Annotated in this window: 16 protein-coding genes; 5 read left to right on the forward strand and 11 right to left on the reverse strand. The window is 53.0% G+C overall.

Annotated features, from left to right (window positions below; translation table 11 throughout):
* The first annotated feature begins 51 nt into the window (after positions 1 to 51).
* Positions 52 to 945 (forward strand): M15 family metallopeptidase, encoded by an 894-nt coding sequence (locus JET16_RS13600; protein ID WP_199616673.1) that lies wholly within the window; start codon positions 52 to 54, stop codon positions 943 to 945.
* Positions 946 to 970: 25 nt separating this feature from the next.
* Here JET16_RS13600 and JET16_RS13605 read toward each other — a convergent pair whose 3' ends face one another.
* Positions 971 to 1,813 (reverse strand): NAD-dependent epimerase/dehydratase family protein, encoded by an 843-nt coding sequence (locus tag JET16_RS13605; protein ID WP_199616674.1) that lies wholly within the window; start codon positions 1,811 to 1,813, stop codon positions 971 to 973.
* A gap of 113 nt (positions 1,814 to 1,926) precedes the next feature.
* Between JET16_RS13605 and JET16_RS13610 the strand changes: the two genes are divergently transcribed.
* Entirely contained in the window at positions 1,927 to 2,751 is an 825-nt protein-coding gene (locus JET16_RS13610) for a helix-turn-helix transcriptional regulator (RefSeq protein WP_199616675.1), read from the forward strand.
* A gap of 52 nt (positions 2,752 to 2,803) precedes the next feature.
* Here the strand turns inward: JET16_RS13610 and uvrA are convergent, their stop codons facing one another.
* Together uvrA and uvrB are read right to left on the reverse strand one after the other, a co-directional pair.
* Positions 2,804 to 5,689, reverse strand: coding sequence for an excinuclease ABC subunit UvrA (gene uvrA, locus JET16_RS13615; protein WP_199616676.1), 2,886 nt, complete (start codon positions 5,687 to 5,689; stop codon positions 2,804 to 2,806).
* A gap of 51 nt (positions 5,690 to 5,740) precedes the next feature.
* Entirely contained in the window at positions 5,741 to 7,726 is a 1,986-nt protein-coding gene (uvrB, locus tag JET16_RS13620; RefSeq protein WP_325176690.1) for an excinuclease ABC subunit UvrB, read from the reverse strand.
* Positions 7,727 to 7,833: 107 nt separating this feature from the next.
* Here uvrB and JET16_RS13625 point away from each other — a divergent pair, with 107 nt between their 5' ends.
* The 3 genes from JET16_RS13625 to abc-f all read left to right on the forward strand — a co-directional run bounded on the left by JET16_RS13625 (position 7,834) and on the right by abc-f (position 11,427).
* A complete protein-coding gene (locus JET16_RS13625) occupies positions 7,834 to 9,027 on the forward strand; it encodes a glycosyltransferase family 4 protein (protein WP_199616678.1) in 1,194 nt (397 codons plus the stop codon).
* 68 nt (positions 9,028 to 9,095) lie between these two features.
* The gene (locus JET16_RS13630; RefSeq protein WP_199616679.1) at positions 9,096 to 9,344 is read left to right on the forward strand and encodes a YkuS family protein; all 249 of its coding nucleotides are present in this window, start codon (positions 9,096 to 9,098) and stop codon (positions 9,342 to 9,344) included.
* A gap of 367 nt (positions 9,345 to 9,711) precedes the next feature.
* Positions 9,712 to 11,427, forward strand: a complete 1,716-nt coding sequence (abc-f, locus tag JET16_RS13635) for a ribosomal protection-like ABC-F family protein (RefSeq protein ID WP_199616680.1) — start codon at positions 9,712 to 9,714, stop codon at positions 11,425 to 11,427.
* Between the two features lie 573 nt (positions 11,428 to 12,000).
* Here abc-f and JET16_RS13640 read toward each other — a convergent pair.
* From JET16_RS13640 to JET16_RS13675, 8 genes are all read right to left on the reverse strand, one after another.
* The gene (locus JET16_RS13640) at positions 12,001 to 12,408 is read right to left on the reverse strand and encodes a hypothetical protein (protein WP_199616681.1); all 408 of its coding nucleotides are present in this window, start codon (positions 12,406 to 12,408) and stop codon (positions 12,001 to 12,003) included.
* 33 nt (positions 12,409 to 12,441) lie between these two features.
* Entirely contained in the window at positions 12,442 to 12,891 is a 450-nt protein-coding gene (locus JET16_RS13645) for a hypothetical protein (RefSeq protein ID WP_199616682.1), read from the reverse strand.
* 89 nt (positions 12,892 to 12,980) lie between these two features.
* Positions 12,981 to 14,054: an Mrp/NBP35 family ATP-binding protein gene (locus tag JET16_RS13650; protein ID WP_199616683.1), complete on the reverse strand. Its 1,074-nt coding sequence runs from the start codon at positions 14,052 to 14,054 to the stop codon at positions 12,981 to 12,983.
* A gap of 37 nt (positions 14,055 to 14,091) precedes the next feature.
* Positions 14,092 to 14,862 (reverse strand): ABC transporter ATP-binding protein, encoded by a 771-nt coding sequence (locus JET16_RS13655; protein ID WP_199616685.1) that lies wholly within the window; start codon positions 14,860 to 14,862, stop codon positions 14,092 to 14,094.
* Positions 14,863 to 14,878: 16 nt separating this feature from the next.
* The gene (locus JET16_RS13660) at positions 14,879 to 15,730 is read right to left on the reverse strand and encodes an ABC transporter permease (RefSeq protein WP_199616687.1); all 852 of its coding nucleotides are present in this window, start codon (positions 15,728 to 15,730) and stop codon (positions 14,879 to 14,881) included.
* 26 nt (positions 15,731 to 15,756) lie between these two features.
* Positions 15,757 to 16,905, reverse strand: a complete 1,149-nt coding sequence (locus JET16_RS13665; protein WP_233531543.1) for an ABC transporter substrate-binding protein — start codon at positions 16,903 to 16,905, stop codon at positions 15,757 to 15,759.
* A gap of 72 nt (positions 16,906 to 16,977) precedes the next feature.
* Positions 16,978 to 17,214: a 4Fe-4S dicluster domain-containing protein gene (locus tag JET16_RS13670; RefSeq protein ID WP_199616689.1), complete on the reverse strand. Its 237-nt coding sequence runs from the start codon at positions 17,212 to 17,214 to the stop codon at positions 16,978 to 16,980.
* Entirely contained in the window at positions 17,207 to 18,898 is a 1,692-nt protein-coding gene (locus JET16_RS13675; protein WP_233531544.1) for a fumarate reductase/succinate dehydrogenase flavoprotein subunit, read from the reverse strand. Before JET16_RS13675 ends, JET16_RS13670 begins: the two co-directional genes overlap by 8 nt.
* Positions 18,899 to 19,084 lie beyond the last annotated feature (186 nt).

Genomic DNA, 19,084 nt, shown 5'->3' on the forward strand with positions numbered 1-19,084 from the left:
TGCAGTCTATTACTAGTAGAAGCAAAATTCGACATAAACCGAGGTAATTTTATGCGCAAAGCAACAATTTCCGTATTTGGTTTGGCCGTTATTCTCATTATTGCAATTGCGGCTTTCAACTCGCTGCAAATTAACGCATCTATTAAAGACAAAGATGAGCCGGCATCTGTAACCGTTCAATCGAATAAACCGCCTGTTGTTGAAAATACAACACCTCCTCCTGATCAAGATGCAGAGCCGCCGCATGTCGAGCAGCCTTCTCCCGAGCCGGATGACGGAGTGAAAAACGATTCTAATTCGAAGTCTGAAAATGTAACTGCGGATTCCGGCCAATTGGTTGTGGAACCGGCCACCGCAGCTCCCGAAAGCATCGCCGCGCTCGTAAACAAACAATATGCGCTTCCTGAAGATTACGAGCCGTCCGATTTGGTTTATCCCGATGTCGATTTTACTTTTGATGAAAAGATCGATAAACGCAAGCTGCGTAAAGTCGCGGCTGATGCATTGGAGGAAATGTTCGAAGCTGCGAAAGAGGACGGTATTTTCTTGGCCGGCGTTTCGGGTTACCGTTCTCACGACACTCAGAAAGCGTTGTTCAACCGTTATGTTAAGAAGGACGGGTTGGAAAATGCGCGAAGATACAGCGCAGAACCCGGTCACAGCGAACATCAAACCGGTCTCGCCATCGATGTCAGCGGAAGCAACGGCAAATGTGCGGCACAGGATTGCTTTGCCGGTACCAAAGAGGCTGAATGGCTCGAGAAGCATGCCGCGGAGTACGGATTTATAATCAGGTATCCGAAAGAAAAAGAATCGATTACCGGGTACAAGTACGAGCCTTGGCACTTGCGTTATATAGGCGTTGAATTAGCGCTAAGCATTACGAGTCAAGGAATTACGCTGGAAGAATACTATAATGCCGCCGTGCCGGTGTCGAATGAATAAACTGAAGGTCAGAGCCATTTTCCGGCTACAGAGCGTTCGCCTCAACTGCATTGCGTAAAGAAGGATATATAGGACGAAAACCTAACTTTTCCCGAATTTTTGCCGTATCCGCAATTTGAAGCCAGGCGGTGTCTATTGGCCGGTGAGCCGCATCCTCACCGACAGGCTCTCCGAATAGCTTCATAATCTGTTCCGCCGGCGCCGGTTCATTGTCGGCCACATTGTAAATTTGACCGCCAATTTCTTGCGTATCCGTCGCCAGCATAACGGCTTGGGCGACATCTGCATGGTGAACCATGTGAATTCTCTGCTGTGGATTCCAGTTGCGAAACCATTGCATTCCCTCCGACAAATGCGGATCTTTGTCCCCGTATACGAAGGCGAGACGAAGTATACGCAAATCAAGTCCTCTTGTGTAATGAAGCTGCATGAGCGCCTGTTCGGCGGCAGCTTTCGTTTCCGGATATGGGCCTGCCGGTTTTGGCGAGTCTTCTTCATTGAAGGCTCTGCCTATATCCGTACCGTATACAAGATTGGTGCTGGCAAATATAAAGCGGCGGACATTCGCCTGCAAAGCCGCTTGTGCCAATGAAACCGTACCTTCCAAATTTACGGCGCGCGTTTGTTCCTCGGTTGCGCCTCGAAAAAATGCAGCCAAATGAACGATTGCATCGATATCCGCCACTGCTTGGTTGAGAGTTTCCGGCTGCAGCAAATCTCCCACCGCAATTTCCGCGCCGTGCTCTCTTAATGTCTGAGCGCGTTCCGGCTGCCGGACCAAAACACGTACACAATCTCCTCTTTGCAGCAACCGCGGAACGATCCTGCTTCCAATTCGTCCTGTTGCCCCAGTAACTAATATGTTCATTTGATCTTCTCCTCGTATCCAATGTTATAATCTCAGTATTATGTATTTTTTATCGTACTACCAGATTTCGTTTATCGTACGATTGTGACTGTCAGGATAAGGAGGAAGTATCGTTGGACGATTTGGACCGCCGCCGCGCATTGGCGGAATTTCTCCGCACACGGCGAGCCCGTCTTTCGCCGTCGGATGTAGACCTTCCTGCGGGGAGCCGCCGAAGGACGCCGGGACTGCGCCGTGAGGAAGTCGCTCAATTGGCGAACATCGGCACTTCGTGGTATGTGGCGTTGGAACAGGGAAGGGACGTTCATCCCTCGGAACAGGTATTGGAGAGTATTGCCCACGCTCTTCGTCTCACACCCACGGAACGCAGGCATTTGTTTCTGTTGGCGCGGCCGCAATCTTTTGCCAATTCGCTGCCCCCTGAAGAGGAAACCGTCGGCTCTGCACTGGAACAAACGATCCATGCGCTCAATCCCCATCCCGCATATATTATGGGCAGACGTTGGGACTTGCTGCTGTGGAATCGGGCGGCTGAACTTGTTTTCGGTTATTCGGACATCGCTCCGCCGCATACGAGAAATTTCGTTTGGCGCAGTTTCACCAGTCCCGTGCTGCGGGCCCATCCCAACTGGGAGCGGCTTGCGAGAAACTTAACCGGCCAGTTCCGGGCTGACAGCGTGCGTTATCCAGGCGATCCTTGGTTTCGCGAATTGATAGAAGATCTGAAAAATATAAGCGAAGATTTTCGTTTATGGTGGTCAATATATGATGTGAAGAGTGTGCCCGACGGACATAAGCTAATGAATCATGAGACGCTGGGAAAACTCGAATTTGAATATGTGACTTTGCATGTTCCTGAAAATACGGATCAGAAGGTTATCATTTATACATGTTCCCCGGACACAGCCGAAACGTTGTCGGTTCTGATTAATAAATAAGGTGCGGGCCGCCGTTAAGCGTATCCCACACCCATGCAGTTTCGGTGTGCCGTCACACCGCTTGAATCTTCTTTTGCTCTTCGCGATCTTGTTCCGCTTCGGTCCGGGCGCGGTCACGCTCCAGAACCGGCTTCAAATATTTGCCGGTGTACGAGCTCTTCACCGTGCACAGTTCTTCCGGCGTACCTGCCGCAACGATCGTTCCGCCGCCGTTGCCGCCTTCCGGACCGAGGTCCACGAGCCAATCGGCCGTCTTGATCACATCGAGGTTGTGTTCGATGACGAGCACCGATTCCCCGGAGTCGACCAACCGATGCAGCACTTCCAACAAACGGGCGATATCGTGAATATGAAGTCCCGTCGTCGGTTCGTCCAGAATGTAAAGCGTGCGTCCGGTGCTCCGGCGATACAACTCGGAGGCAAGCTTCACGCGCTGAGCCTCGCCGCCGGAAAGCGTGGTAGCCGGCTGCCCGAGCTTCATGTACCCGAGACCGACATCAAGCAAAGTCTGTACTTTACGGTGAATTTTTGGCACGTTCTTGAAAAATTCGCATGCGTCTTCCACCGTCATGTCGAGCACATCCGCAATGGACTTGCCCTTAAACTTGATTTCGAGCGTTTCCCGGTTGTACCGCTGTCCTTTGCAAATTTCGCAAGGAACGTACACGTCCGGCAGGAAGTGCATCTCGATCTTGATGATTCCGTCTCCGCGGCACGCTTCGCAGCGTCCGCCCTTCACGTTAAAGCTGAAGCGGCCTTTCTTGTAGCCGCGAATCTTCGCTTCGTTCGTCACGGCAAACACGTCGCGAATGTCGTCGAACACTCCCGTATACGTCGCCGGATTGGATCGAGGCGTCCGCCCGATCGGCGATTGGTCGATATCGATGACTTTGTCGATGTGCTCGAGACCGCGGATTTCCTTATGTTCCCCGGGTCGCACGCGCGCGCCGTTCAAATCGCGGGCGAGCGTTTTATACAAAATCTCATTAACGAGCGTACTCTTCCCGCTGCCGGATACTCCGGTTACCGCCGTAAACACGCCGAGCGGAATTTTCACGTTCACATTCTTAAGGTTATTCTCGCGGGCGCCGCGCACTTCCACCCATTTGCCGTTCGGTTGGCGGCGCTTCAACGGAACGGGGATAAATTTCTTCCCGCTTAAGTATTGGCCTGTCAACGAATTATCGTCCGCCATCACTTCTTTCGGCGTGCCTGCCGCTACGACATGGCCGCCGTGAATGCCCGCTCCCGGTCCGATGTCGATAATATAGTCGGCCGCGAGCATCGTGTCCTCGTCATGCTCCACGACAATTAACGTGTTGCCGAGGTTCCGCATATGCTCGAGCGTCCGGATGAGCCTGTCGTTGTCGCGCTGATGCAGTCCGATGCTCGGCTCGTCCAATATATACAGAACACCCATAAGGCTTGAACCGATCTGCGTCGCCAGGCGTATCCGCTGCGCTTCGCCGCCGGATAACGTTCCGGCTGCGCGGCTGAGCGTCAAATAATCGAGTCCGACGTTGTTCAAGAAACCGAGACGAGCACGGATTTCCTTCAGAATCAATTGCGCGATCGTTGTCTCTTTCTCGTTGAGTTTCAAACTCTCGAAATAATTTGCCGCTTCATTGATGGACAAATCCGTAACGTAAGCGATATTTTTGCCGCCGACGGTAACCGCGAGAATTTCCGGCTTCAGACGCTGTCCCTTACAGCTGGCGCAAGGCTTAGCGCTCATATACTGTTCGATGTATTCGCGAATGCCGTCTGAGCCCGTCTCGCGGTACCTGCGCTCCAGATTCGGAATAATGCCCTCGAAAGGCACGACCGCTTCCCGCGTAACTCCGAATTCGTTGTCATACCGGAACCGGATACGCTCTCCTCCGGTCCCGTGAAGCAGTACGTGCATCTGTTCCTTCGTCAATTGAGAGACCGGAACGTCCGTCGGAATGCGGTAATGGTCGCAAACCGCCGCAAGAAACTGCGGGTAATAGTTGGAGGTGCTGCCCGCCCATGCCTCGAACGCGCCGGCGTCGATGCTTCGCGAGCTGTCCGGACACAACAAGTCCGGGTCGACGATCATCTTCGCGCCCAACCCATCGCATTCCGGACATGCGCCGAACGGGCTGTTAAACGAAAACATCCGCGGAGCCAATTCATCCATGCTGAATCCGCAATCGGGACATGCCAAGCTCGTGGAGAAGAGAAGCTCTTCCTTCGTATCGAGCACATCGACCAACACTTTACCTTCGGACAGCTTCGTGGCCGTCTCCAGCGAATCCGCAAGCCGCGCATGGACATCGTCCTTGACGACAATCCGGTCGACGACGACTTCGATCGTATGCTTCTTGTTCTTCTCCAATACGATTTCTTCCGTTACTTCCCGCATTTCGCCGTCTACACGGACGCGCACAAAGCCCTGCTTGCGGATATCTTCGAACACTTTCGCGTGCTCGCCCTTCTTTCCGCTTACGACAGGCGCCAAAATTTGCAGCTTCGTCCGTTCCGGGTACTCCATGATGCGGTCGACCATCTGTTCGATCGTTTGCGATGAAATCTCCGTACCGTGCGTCGGACAATGCGGACGCCCGATCCGCGCGAACAGCAAGCGCAAATAGTCGTAGATTTCCGTTACCGTACCGACTGTGGACCGCGGGTTGCGGCTCGTCGTCTTCTGATCGATGGATATCGCGGGCGACAGCCCTTCGATCGAGTCCACGTCCGGTTTGTCCATCTGGCCGAGAAACTGCCGCGCGTATGCCGACAATGATTCAACGTACCTGCGCTGCCCTTCGGCATAAATCGTGTCGAACGCAAGCGAAGATTTCCCCGAGCCGCTCAACCCCGTAAGCACGACGAATTTGTCGCGCGGGATCGTTACGTCGATATTTTTCAAGTTGTGGGCGCGGGCACCTTTAATAACGATATTCTCTTGAGCCATTGAAACTTTTCCTCCTTGCTCGAGCGTCTTCTTCTACCCGGCGAACCCCGGTTACGCGCCCTGCGCCTTCAATTCCAATATAGCGTCGCGAAGCTCGGCAGCCCGTTCGAACTGCAAATCTCTCGCCGCTTGTTTCATCTCCTGCTCCAACCGCTCGACGATTTCCGCCCGGTCCTTCTTCGACATCTTCCCGGTCTTCAATTCAGCCAAGTAATCGGCCTTCTGCTCGGCCGCCTTGGTCGCCTCAATGACATCTCGCACTTTCTTGCGGATCGTTTGCGGCGTGATGCCGTGCTTCTCGTTATACGCGATCTGAGTAGAGCGGCGGCGTTCGGTTTCCCGAATCGCCTTCTCCATCGATTCAGTCATCTTGTCTGCGTACATGATGACCCTTCCGTCCGAATTCCGGGCGGCGCGGCCGATCGTCTGAATCAATGAGCGTTCCGCGCGCAGGAAGCCTTCCTTATCGGCGTCCAGAATCGCCACGAGGGACACTTCCGGCAAATCCAAACCTTCGCGCAGCAGGTTGATCCCGATAAGCACGTGGAATACGCCGAGACGAAGATCCCTTAAAATCTGCATCCGTTCCAGCGTCTTGATATCGGAATGGAGATAGCGCACTTTAATACCGATCTCCTTCATGAAATCGGTAAGGTCCTCCGCCATCTTCTTCGTGAGCGTCGTTACGAGCACCCGCTCGTCTTTGTCGATCCGGTCGCGGATTTCCCCGATCAGATCGTCGATCTGCCCCTGCGTCTTGCGCACTTCAATGACCGGATCCAGAAGACCGGTCGGCCGGATGATCTGCTCGACCATCTCCGGACAATGCTCCAATTCGAACGGCCCCGGCGTCGCTGACACGAATATGATTTGGTTGATCTTCTTCTCGAACTCTTCGAACCGCAGCGGGCGGTTATCAAGCGCCGAGGGAAGACGAAAGCCGTGCTCCACTAAAATTTCTTTCCGGGCGCGGTCGCCGTTATACATGCCGCGGATTTGCGGCAATGTAACATGCGATTCGTCAATGACGATCAACATGTCATCCGGGAAGAAGTCCAGCAGCGTGTACGGTGTCGCCCCCCGGGGACGGAACGTAAGCGGACCCGAATAATTCTCGATTCCGGAGCAGAAGCCTACCTCCCGCATCATCTCGAGGTCGTACCGCGTCCGCTGCTCGAGCCGCTGCGCTTCCAGCAGCTTTCCACGACCCCTCAGCTCTTCCAGCCGCTCTTCCAGTTCCCGTTCGATGTCGAGCAGCGCTCGTTTCATCGTCTCTTCATGCGTGACGAAGTGAGACGCCGGGAATATGGCGACATGCTCCCGCTCCCCGACAATCTCACCCGTCAGTACGTCGATCTCCGTAATTCGTTCGATTTCGTCGCCGAACAGCTCGACGCGAATCGCCCGCTCATGCGTGGATGCCGGGAATATCTCCACTACGTCGCCGCGAACGCGAAACGTTCCGCGGGCAAAGTTGAAGTCGTTCCGCTGGTATTGAATGTCCACCAGCTTATGCAAAATCTCGTTGCGGGGCCGCTCCGTGCCGACGCGCAAGCTGAGCGTAAGATCCCGGTATTCCATCGGAGAACCGAGACCGAAAATACAGGATACGCTCGCTACAATGATGACGTCCCGCCGCTCGAAGAGAGAGCTTGTGGCTGAGTGCCGAAGCTTGTCGATCTCCTCGTTCGTGCTGGAGTCCTTCTCGATGTATAAGTCGGTTGCGGGAACGTACGCTTCCGGTTGATAATAGTCGTAATAGCTTACGAAATACTCGACGGCGTTGTTCGGAAAAAACTCTTTAAACTCGCTGCATAACTGCGCCGCCAGCGTCTTGTTGTGCGCGATCACGAGCGTCGGCCGGTTCAGGCGGGCGATCGTCTGCGCGATCGTGAACGTCTTGCCCGTCCCTGTCGCCCCGAGCAGCGTCTGATATCTCTTCCCGTTCAATACGCCTTCCGTCAATTGCTCGATCGCCTTAGGCTGATCGCCTTGCGGAGAAAACTCGGACACAAGCTCGAATTTTTTGTCCATCATTGCAAAACCGCTCATTGGATCACCCAACCAATAAGAGAATATTTGTTCCCATTTTTCAATTATACCATTATGTACTTAGGGGTGCAAACGGAGGAGCGTGGAAAGTTGTGGTGAGATCGGCGCATTTTACGACCGAATTCGGAACGAACGTTGCGGGCGGCACAGGAACATGCATCAATGAACTTCATAAAGCGAGCGGCCCAGACACGCAAATCATATTTTTGTCGCGGGACGTCGGCCATTCATTGACTGCAGACAAGGTTCGGTGTGCCGGTTTTTACGATATGGACGTGCTGAACTCGCTTGAGTTCGATGTCGCGGTGTTTCATTTTTACGGATTGGGCTATTTGGCGGATGAAACATTTTTGCGGGGGCGCAAATTGATTTATGCAGTGCATTCCGTTCCGACTACGGAACCGTGGAATCTGCTGAACCCGTATGGCGGCGCCAATGAAGTCCCTTTCTATTTCGAGCGCATGTGCGACAGGGCCGACCTAATCGTTTGCGTTTCGGAGGCGGAGCGAGGCAAGCTGCTATTGCTGTACCCCGACCTTGAGTCGAAAACATGCGTCATTCATAACGGCCTGTCCACGCCTTCTTCCGCCGGGTTGAACGTTTCGTCCCGCAGAACGACATTCGGTTTTCTCGGACGATGCGATTATCGCAAAGGGCTGCGGGAAGCCATACAAGTGCTTTCTTCCGTTCCCGGGGAGTTGATCATTGCGTGCGGGCAGGAAGACGATTCATATCAAAATGCCGCAAAAGAGGACATTCGGCGTCTCGGACTATCCGATCGGGTGACATGGGCGGGCCGTGTCAAAGGAGAGGAAAAGGCGGTCTTTTTCGGCAAATTGGACGCTTTGCTCGTGCCTTCCCGCTGGGAGCCGTTCGGGTATGTCGTACTGGAGGCGCTTCGCACGGGCGTCCCACCGATCGTCGGCAGCCGCGGAGGCATGACGGAAATCGTCGGCGGGCAATATCGTTACATATTCGATCCATGGGACACCGAGTCGTTTGCGGAATGTTTGAGAACTTTTCAAAATGATTCCGAGGAAACGGTACGGCGGGAATTGGAGACGGCGGTTCGGCGGGCCGAACGGCTTACGGCGAAGAGCATGGCGGCGGAGTACGAGCGGCTGGCGTCCGAGCTGGTGCGAGGCGAACGCATTATGGAGGCGGAGGCTGCCTTCTTGTTCAAACGAAGATACTGGCGGGACACCGGCGGCGGACCGTCGTCGTTTCCGTTTCGGGCGGCGGCCGGCCGAAACGCGTCGTCCACCCCTCCGCTCCCTCATGCATAACAAGCCGAGGTACGAGCCACAATATCCCATGTACAACATTACCATTGACATCGGGAGGGAACTCGACCATGGCAAGAGTTGCCGTAGAAAACAGCTTGAACAACGTTAAGGACGCGCTCCGCAACAACGGCCACGAAGTTATGGATTTGTCCGGCGGCCTGGATGCTTGCGATTGCTGCGTCATTTCCGGCGAAGATAAAAACATGATGGGCATGGCGGACCGCGCCACGATGGCGTCCGTTATCAACGCGCAAGGCATGACGGCGGACGAAGTTCTGCGCCGTGTGGACGAGAGCGTCCGGCAGGCGCAAGATTAACCTGAGGGCAGGGGGCGGACACCCCCCTGTTTTTCGTTCTTGACGATAACGTCCGGTTTTCGTTACAATGTGGCAGAAACATTTATGACGCAAACTCGGATTGCGGGAAAGATGAGGTACCCTGAACATGGATAACTAATCCTACTATTTAGACTTGTTAACTCGTATGAATTTTCATACTTGTGCTTGTTCTGAAGATAGGATTCGACTGTCCATTTATAGGGATGCCTTAGCCGCTGCGGATTTAGTCGGCTTTCTTTAGGTATCGCGCATGTTCCCCTGTGCGGGATATGCCTGCCCTTTTATTAGGATATTTGGATGATGCGAATCCTCTTCGGATCGATTTTCGGCCTGGGGAGGTTTTTTTGTGCCATTTTTATATATTGAGAATGTGGAGAAGTATGTGGGGGACCGCTTGCTGTTCAAACAGGAAGGGCGGTTCACCGTCGATAAAGGCGACAGGATCGGCATCATCGGCAGAAACGGGGCGGGAAAATCGACGCTGCTTGCGCTGCTGGCCGGACGCCTCGAGCCGGATGCCGGAAGAATTGAAAGATCGTGCACCGTCGCGGAAATGATGCAGCCGGCCGGAAGCCGCGGAGATTGGGAGCAAGTTTGCGGTGTCAGTGGTGCGGAGACGGATGAATCGTCAGCGGCGGAAGCCGTGAAGCGGTGGCGCGCTCCCGATGAAGAGGCGGCGGCTTCGCACGGCAGCGGCGGCGAGCGCACCAGGCGCCGCATCGCGCTGCTGTTGAGCAGCGGCGCCGAGCTGCTGATCGCGGACGAACCGACGAGCCACCTTGACCAAGAAGGAACGAAGCTTCTATTCGACGCGTTCGCCTCCTTCGACGGCGCTGTAATTATTGTATCGCACGAACGGATGCTTCTTGACGCGGTTTGCACTTCCATCATCGAGCTCGATGAAGGCAGGCTCTCCGTATTCGGCGGCAACTACTCCGATTACAAAATGGAAAAGCAAGCCCGGAAAGCCCGCGAGCAATTCGAATACGAGCAATACGCGAAAGAGAAAGCGCGGCTGGAATCCGCCATTGTCGAAGCGAAGAACAAATCCAAATCGGTGAAAAAGAAGCCTTCGCGAATGAGCGATAAGGAAGCGCGCTTGGGCAAAATGAAACGGAATTCCGCTAAAGCCAGACTTGACCGTACAGCCGGAATCCTCGAGCAGCGGCTGAATCAGCTTGAGGAAAGGGAAAAGCCGCGGGCTGCCGAAGCGCCTCTCTTCGATGTGACGGCTCACGAGCCGTGCAGAAGCAAGCATGTGCTCCGGGTGGAGAACTTGACGGCGGCATTCGGGGAGAAACTGTTGTTCCGCGAACTGAATCTTCCGGTTAAGCCGGGCATGCGAATCGCGCTGGTCGGCCCGAACGGCTCGGGAAAGACGACGCTGCTGCGCGCCATCGACGCCCGCGCCGACGGAATCGCGTACTCTCCGGCTTGCCGAATCGGTTATTTCCGTCAAGACTTATCGCTGCTGGATGAGGAGAAGACGGTGCTTCAGAACGTAATGTCCACGACGAACTACAACGAAATGCATGTGCGCACCGTTCTCGCCCGCACACTGTTTAAACGCGAGGAGGTCCACAAGCGCGTCGGCGATCTGAGCGGAGGAGAACGAATCAAAACCGCTCTCGCCAAGCTGTTCCTTGGAGAGTATAACACGCTACTGCTTGATGAACCGACCAACTATTTGGACATCTTTGCGAGGGAAAGCTTGGAACAAGCGTTGGTCCAGTATCCGGGCATCATCCTGTTTGCCGCGCACGACGAAGCATTCGTCAAGAATGTGGCGACACACGTCCTGACGTTGTCGGACGGACGGTGGAGCTTTGCGCCTGCCGGGGCGGATATGCAGGCTGCCGGCGCTTCAGGGGCTTCGGGATCTTCAAAAGTTTCGGGGCCACCGGACGAAGAAGCGGAAATGGAGCTGCTTCAGGTCGAACGGGCGCTTGCCGAGACAATCGGCAGATTGTCCATGCCGCGCCCGGACGACGACCCGGTGAAACTGGACGCAGAGTTCCGGAGCCTGTTGGCCCGCAAGCGCGAGCTGCTGAAGGTTAAGTAAGTTGAATGGAACTGTCGCGATGCTGCTGTGAACAGCGTTCCACGAGCCGGCGTATCTTCGCGACCATGTCCTCGGCGTGCCACCTTCTGTCCTTAAGCTCTAAAACTGACCTTATTAATGGAAATAGAGTCAATTTTTCACCCTATCCATGCCCGGTCATCCCGGAACCTGGCCTGTAAGCTCAAAAACTGAACTTATTAATGCACGTAGGGTCAATTTTTGACCCTATCCATGCCCGGTCATCCCGGAACCTGGCCTGTAAGCTCAAAAACTGAACTTATTAATGCACGTAGGGTCAATTTTTGACCCTATCCATGCCCGGTCATCCCGGAACCTGGCCTGTAAGCTCAAAAACTGACCTTATTAATGCACGTAGGGTCAATTTTTGACCCTATCCGTGCTCGGCCATTCCGACACCTGGATACGTCAGGAAGTTTGAGGGTGCTGGCAGGTCTATCCATCGGAACGATCTATGAAAAATATGTATTTTGTTTTGATAGAGGACGCAGCCCAAGCGAAGGCGCGGGAGGAATATATCCTAAAGGTGCTTGATCTACAACAGTTTCGTTGGAACTACTCTTTAGCGGCAATACCGAGAATATGCAAAAAAGGGCTGCCCCAAGTGAATTTGGGTGCAGCTCTTTCATTTAAGATCTCTCGCTCAAGTAATTGACACGGTCCATCGTCACATCCAAATCGGTTTCGAATGCTCTCAGCGTGCGCTGGAAACTGTTGAAATTGCGGCGCGTTTCCTCTTTGAAATCGGAAAGTTCGCTCTTTAACGCTCCGACCCGCCGCTTCCAACCGGTCCATGCTGAATTCGAGCTTATCCATTCTGGACTCAAGTTTATCGATCCTCGATTGCAGCCGATCCATCCCGGACTCTAATCCGCTTACCCGCTCCGTCAACGCATCGAGTTTCGCATTAGTCATTTGCTGTTTTTCAAGAATCGCCTGCAACATGGACTTCAACTCAACCATATCCCGTTCCCTCCCCGATTAAAACCGATTATATCATATCTCGCTCCGGCTGAGCGCTCTTAGTACCAAGTCCCGCGCATCGTTGGTTTCATATCTCGAATCCGTCTTCACGATCCTCACTACGATGAATCCTTCACCCTCCAATCTCTCTTTCCGTTCCAACAGCTCGGAATACTCCGCGGCGGAGAGCTGCAAGTTACAGCTTCTGTAATCAAGCACTTCAAAGACGATAGGGCGCTTGGTTTTACGGGCGCGATGATACACAAAGTAGGTGCAATAATCCCGGGGCGTGTAACCTTCCAATGGAAACCCCGCCTCAAGGTGCGTAAAGTCATAATGTGAAACGCGCCCCCATATTTCCTCCAGAAACCATACTTCTTCAGGCGTCAAATACGGCCAATCCCGTCCGCATTCCTCCGAAATCTTTCGTTCGCATTGCCCCATAAATGCCGCCAACTTAGGATGATACCCGCCAAACCGCATACCATGCTCCTCCTTCGCGAACGCAAAAAAGCCCCGCAGCCGGTTAAGGCTTACGGGGCGTGCTTCGCCACAATGTTTCTCTCATTATATCACAAAGCAGGAATGCGATCAAGCGTTCGCAAACAACCAATCAACTCTCCCGCGATCTTCGCAAACAGCCGCCCTGCTTGGCTCGTTTCACGAAACAGAGAAGTTCCCTCCACATATAAATCCGGCCTTTCTTCGTAAGGAGCTTCGAGAGGAATTTTGGCCAACAGCCTTGCATTCAACTCCATGGCCAAGCGCTCCCCGCCGCCGGTGCCGAAAATAGGTATTTTCTCGCCGCCGACCGCCATGTAGGACATATTCTCAATGATCCCCACGATGTCATGCTTCGTTTTCCTGGCCAGCTCTCCCGCTCTCGCCGCAACGTGAACCGCGTTGGCGTGCGGCGTCGTGACGATAATCTCCTTGCTGAGCGGAATAATGGAATGCAAGTCCAACGGAATGTCGCCTGTCCCCGGTGGCAAATCGATCAGCATATAATCCAATTCTCCCCATTTCACCAGCGTAAAGAAAGTGCGCAGCATCTTGCCCAACTGCGGTCCGCGCCAGATGACCGGAGCGTTATCTTCGCTGAAGAAGCCCATCGACACTAGTTTCACCTCGAAAGCTTCAATCGGAACGACCATATTCCCATCCAATTCGGAACGCTCCCGTATCCCCATAATCGCCGGTATGCTGTAGCCGTAAATGTCGGCATCAAGCAGCCCGACCTTCTTTCCTTTCGCCGCCAAAGCTCTGGCTAAATTCGCCGTAACGGTCGATTTGCCGACGCCACCCTTCCCGCTTGCGACGGAAATGAATATTGTATCTTTGCCGACAGCAATCTCGGGAGGCTCGTTCCGAGCTGCACTTGAGACAGGTCCGGATCTTTCGCGCTCGGTCATCGATCTGAACCGGATATGTACACTGTCGATTCCGATACCTCGCAAAGCTCGCTCGGTCTCTTCTTTTAGCCGGCCCGTTTCAGAATCGTTGCGGCTCGATACCGACATCGACATATAAACTCCCTTTTCTTTAATCACTATGTCTCTTACGAGATTCGACTCCGTCATGCGTCGTTTCGATCCCGGCTCCTCCAAGTGGCGCAAAGCGTCAAGAACGGCCTGTTTCGTTATCATAAAAGTCCACCTCCCGAATTACACTAGAATCCATCAGCTAGATGGCAGTCTGTGTATGATTGGCATCAAGTCCCATGGAGGCAAATATCTGCGCTCGAATATGCAAATATTGTTCGCCTGTCCGGCTGCGCGGCCTGGAGATCGGCACGGGCACCACTTCCTTGATGCGGCCGGGGCGCACAGTCATGATAATGATGCGGTCGGACAAATACAACGCCTCCTCTATATCATGCGTAACGAAGACGACCGTAATTTTCTCCAGCTGCCATATTTTCATAAGTTCTTCCTGCATTTTCAGCCTTGTTAAGGCATCCAATGCGCCGAACGGTTCATCCATCAGCAAAACTTCCGGTTTCAAGCAGAGCGAGCGGGCGATAGCCACCCGCTGCTTCATGCCGCCCGAGATTTGCTCCGGATAAAGATCAGCCGCTTGCGATAGCTCCATCAGTCTCAAATAATAGTCGGTTATTTCCTTTCGTTCCTTCCTCGAAATTCCTTTCATTTCCAAACCGAACGCAATGTTTTGACGAACAGTCCGCCAAGGAAACAGACCGAAATCCTGAAATACAAAGCCCCTGTCGGGATCGGGACGTGTAACCGGCTTTCCTCCGCATAAAATCCGGCCTGCGTCCGCTTGTTCGATACCCGCGATCAATCGGAGCAGCGTGCTTTTGCCGCAGCCTGAAGGTCCCAGCAAGCAAACAAACTCTCCCTGCTCGACGGTCGCATTGATAAGCTGCAAAGCTTGAACTTGAGAATCCGCTCCCGTTAGATAATGCTTGGAAACATCTACGATTTCCAACTCCATCGCACGTCACCGCCCCTTATACGGTCTTCCACTTAACGAACAGCTTCTCGATCACTCTGATGACAGCCGAAAATACGTAGCCCAATAAACCGATCGTGAACATGCCGACGATCGATTCTTCGTATTGCATGAGATGATACGCTTCCCATGTATAGTAGCCGACGCCGTATTGCCCCGCCATCATCTCGGCCGTAATGACGGCCATCCAGGACGCTCCAACACCGACGGTAAGCGCGGAAAAAATACCAGGGGCCGCAGCCGGCAGGTACACCTTCCATACCGCTTTGCTTGGCGGACAACCCAGACATCTGGAAGCGTTGATCAGCACCGGAGAAACACGTTTGACGGCATTGCGGGTGCTGATGAGTATCGGGAAAAATGCGCCGATAAACGTAATGAATACAATTCCCCCTTCAATCGTTGAAAACAAAAGCATCGTAACGGGCAAAAAAGCGATCAGCGGAATCGGACGAAATATTTCAAGCGTCGGGAACAAGGAATCATTCGCCTTACTCGATAATCCGATCCAAACACCTAATAGCACGCCGAAGATCAAACCAAGCACGATCCCCAGCGTGACCCGGTACAAGCTGTACAGCATATCCACATAATAATGTCCGCTGACGGCGACTTCTTTCCACTTCTGAAGAACCTCTAACGGAGAAGGCAAGTTGCCGAATTGCAATGGCCACATGAAGTTGATTGCGGACAAAACATGCCATAAGACTAAAAATGCGGCCACCGACCCTACACGCAGCGTATATTTCCCAAAGTTTTCATAGAGTTTCCTTTGATAAGGCGTTTTTCGCCCAATTGCCGAAAGAGCTTCTTTCTCCTGCAGAGCTGTCGTAACACCCACGGATTCCATCAGCGACTCCTCCGTCCATTTATAAATTAAAACTCCAACCCGTCGATATAGTCCGACTTCCGTTGCTCATCCGTCAGATAAGGTTTTCCGGCCGAAGAGGCCGCTTCCTCCAGATAGCTCACATCTATGAACTTTTCAACGTCCAGTTCTTTCTCCACCTTCCCGATCGAGCGTAAAAATTCAATGCTCCCTTTCAATGTTTCAATATCCCTATCATAGACTGCGGCATCGAAACGGATCGTCTTTGTAAGCTTCATGCAAACTTCAAGCGGAAATCCGCTCTCCTGCGCGAAAATGTCCGCCGCCTCCGCCGGATTTTCCCGTATGAACTCATGGCTTTCGAACAACGCTTTGATGAAAGCGACGGTATATGCTTTATTCTCATTAACCCAGTCCAGATTGGCTACAACGCCGTCCAAATAATCGATTTTTGTCTCCGCCCCGTCATACAGCACCTTAGCGGTATCCTTATGCATGATGAGGCTGGGATAAGGCTCCCAGGTGGAATGTGCGGCAATTTTATTTTGCTCGACGCTTTGCATGCCCACCGTCACGCTTTGATCGACGATTTTCACTTTATCCGTAAGATCGTTCTGTTTCAAAGCGTCCAGAAGCATGCGGTGAGCGCTGCTTCCGATCGGCGTGGAGACCGTCCGGCCGGCCAACTCCTTAATATCTTTCAAATCGCTGTCCTTCGGGACGATGACCGCTTGATTGACGCCCATCACTCCTTTGCCGTCAAACGCCAAAAACACGGACCGGTAGTTGTCTTGCGTCAAGCCCTTCATGCCGTTAAGAAGCAGAGGCAAATCGCCCATAAAGGCCATCTGTATTTTCCCGCCGATCATGTTGTTGTTCAATACCGCACCGGCCGGAGCGTCGAACCATTGCACCTCGAAAGCCGTATCGGGCTCGGCTTCCTTCAGATGCTTCTCGTACAGCTTGTTGTGCTTCATGATCAGCGCCCCCCAGGTTTGGGCAGTTGGACTTTGATAACCGACGGTAATTTTGACCGTCTTGGAAGGAGCTCCGGATGCGCTTGCCGCAGCCGATGAGTCCGAAGTGAGCGCGGATTTGTCTCCTTCGCTTCCTGCAGCCGGGTCCGCCGCCGAGCAGCCGGCAAAAGCCGAAAGCAGCAGGATGCATATGGCGATAACAGACATTTTTTTGGCCATGACCGGCATCTCCTTTCACTCTTCAACCTCCGGCAATTTCACCTCAAAGCCGAAGGTCGAAGAGCTCCTGTTTTATCTAACCAAATACGGAATGTTCACCTTCACGGCATCTACCGGACAATCCACCTCACAGGGCGTGCAATACCAGCATTCGTCATATTTCATATACGCCTTTTTGTTTTCATCCAGCGCCAGGATTCCCATCGGGCATACTTGAACGCATATATCGCAGCCGATGCATTTGTCCTTGTCGATAATGACACCCGCTTCCACTCTTTGCCCGATCATATTGGAAGAGAAATTATTCATTGACGACCAACTCCTGTCTCAGAATATAGGGGGGCAGCTCTTTCGTGCCAAGCGCCATTGCTCCGTTAGCGTCCTTCTTGACGATAACCCGCTTCATCCAATTTTTGTCGTCCCGCACCGGGTAATCAAGATAATAGTGATAAAATCCCCACCGGCTTTCCTTTCTGAACAAGGAAGCCTTCGCCATCATTTCCGCGCAATCCACGATACTGTGCACCTCCAACGCCCGGCCCAGCTCGTGCGGGTCTGTCGCCCCAAGCTGCTTTAGATCGACGTTGCGGAAATGCTCGACTTTCTCCAAAGCGATCTCCATCTTCGTTGTGATTTTAGGCGGCATCAAATATTGAGTTACGATGCGGCGTATTTTCGTCTCCACCTGCTGGTGCGGAATGCCGTTCGGATTGCTTAGAGGCGCGTAGATTCGTTCGCGTTCCGCTTCGATTTGGGCCGGATCGGGCTCGTAATCGGATTGTTGCCGGGCGAACTTAGCCGCATTCATGCCGGCGATTTTGCCGAATGTCAGCGCGCCGAGCAAATATTGATGAGGCACGCAAGCCATATCGCCTGCTGCATACAAGCCTTTCAACGTCGTTTCCGCTTCGTGGTTGACCAGCACGCCCGAGGCGCTGTGTCCGCTGCAGAGCCCCACCTCGGAGAAATGCAGTTCAACCATTTGATCGCGGTAATCCAGACCTCTGTTTTGATGGAATCGTTCGCGGCTCGGACGTTCGTTCTGATGCAAAATGTCCTCGATTTGCGAGATGACGCTGTGATCCAGATGGTTCATCCGCAAGTACAGCGGCCATTGGCCTTTATTGGCCAGCTTCCACATGTTCATAATCAGTTCGCCGCTCCAATAGTCGCAACCCGTCACCCGTTCCCCTTTCGAATTCGCTGTAAAGCCTCCGAACGGCCCGGCCACATAAGCGCAAGCCGGTCCGTTATAATCCTTCATCGTCGGGTTAATTTGATAGCATTCGATCCCTGTCAATTCCGCCCCGGCATGATAAGCCATGACATAGCCTTCACCCGTGTTGGTCGGGTTCTCGTAAGTGCTGTATAAATATCCCGAATCCGTCGTTCCCATCCGGCCGGCCGCTCCGGTCGTACAGACGACGGCTTTCGCTTTGACGATGATAAAGTCTCCGTTCATCACATCCACGCCCAAAGCGCCGATTACTCTGTCTCCGTTAGTCAGAAGCCGTGTCGCCATCACGCGGTTAACGATTTTGCATCTGCTCTTCTTAACCTGCTTGGCGAGAATTTGTTTCAGGTCGCTCGCCTTAGGCATCGGAAGAACATATCTTCCTTTCCTGTGCACCCTGTAGACTTGAAAATCGCCGTTCTCGTCCTTTTCAAAATCGACTCCCCATGAATCAAGCAGCTTGATGATTTCATAGCATTCGGACGCCTGCCGGTAAACGGCTCTTTGGTCAATTATGCCGTCATTCGAATCGGTAATTTCCTGAGTATATTCCTCGGGTGTCGCCTTGCCCGGCACAATCGCGTTGTTCAAGCCGTCCATCCCCATGCAGATCGCTCCGCTGCGCCTGATGTCCGCTTTGTCCAATACAAGCACTTCGGCTTCAGGGTCTTGTTCCTTCGCTTTGATCGCCGCCATCGTTCCGGCAGTTCCTCCCCCGATGATAAGTACATCCGTTTCATATTCGCGCGTGTTCATCATGTCGGCCGCCTCCTTATACAGAAGTAATGTTAATGAAATTATTCTTGACTTCACTGTAGCACCAGGTGTTTTTATACGTCAATATTCATAACAGATTATGACACTAAATAAGGATGAATGATGAAAATCGACGAATACAGCCAATAAATTGTAATTTAATGTTAGACAATATTACATTTAATTGAC

Source organism: Paenibacillus alkalitolerans (genome assembly GCF_016482785.1).
Taxonomy (GTDB): Bacteria; Bacillota; Bacilli; order Paenibacillales; family YIM-B00363; genus Paenibacillus_AE; species Paenibacillus_AE alkalitolerans.

Bases quoted from the DNA above. Each gene is read 5' to 3' on its own strand.
- JET16_RS13600 (WP_199616673.1), top strand. From the start codon at position 52: ATGCGCAAAGCAACAATTTCCGTATTTGGTTTGGCCGTTATTCTCATT.
- JET16_RS13605 (WP_199616674.1), bottom strand. From the start codon at position 1,813: ATGAACATATTAGTTACTGGGGCAACAGGACGAATTGGAAGCAGGATC.
- uvrA (WP_199616676.1), bottom strand. From the start codon at position 5,689: ATGGCTCAAGAGAATATCGTTATTAAAGGTGCCCGCGCCCACAACTTG.
- uvrB (WP_325176690.1), bottom strand. From the start codon at position 7,726: ATGATGGACAAAAAATTCGAGCTTGTGTCCGAGTTTTCTCCGCAAGGC.
- JET16_RS13630 (WP_199616679.1), top strand. From the start codon at position 9,096: ATGGCAAGAGTTGCCGTAGAAAACAGCTTGAACAACGTTAAGGACGCG.
- JET16_RS13640 (WP_199616681.1), bottom strand. From the start codon at position 12,408: ATGGTTGAGTTGAAGTCCATGTTGCAGGCGATTCTTGAAAAACAGCAA.
- JET16_RS13645 (WP_199616682.1), bottom strand. From the start codon at position 12,891: ATGCGGTTTGGCGGGTATCATCCTAAGTTGGCGGCATTTATGGGGCAA.
- JET16_RS13650 (WP_199616683.1), bottom strand. From the start codon at position 14,054: ATGATAACGAAACAGGCCGTTCTTGACGCTTTGCGCCACTTGGAGGAG.
- JET16_RS13655 (WP_199616685.1), bottom strand. From the start codon at position 14,862: ATGGAGTTGGAAATCGTAGATGTTTCCAAGCATTATCTAACGGGAGCG.
- JET16_RS13660 (WP_199616687.1), bottom strand. From the start codon at position 15,730: ATGGAATCCGTGGGTGTTACGACAGCTCTGCAGGAGAAAGAAGCTCTT.
- JET16_RS13665 (WP_233531543.1), bottom strand. From the start codon at position 16,905: ATGGCCAAAAAAATGTCTGTTATCGCCATATGCATCCTGCTGCTTTCG.
- JET16_RS13670 (WP_199616689.1), bottom strand. From the start codon at position 17,214: ATGAATAATTTCTCTTCCAATATGATCGGGCAAAGAGTGGAAGCGGGT.
- JET16_RS13675 (WP_233531544.1), bottom strand. From the start codon at position 18,898: ATGATGAACACGCGCGAATATGAAACGGATGTACTTATCATCGGGGGA.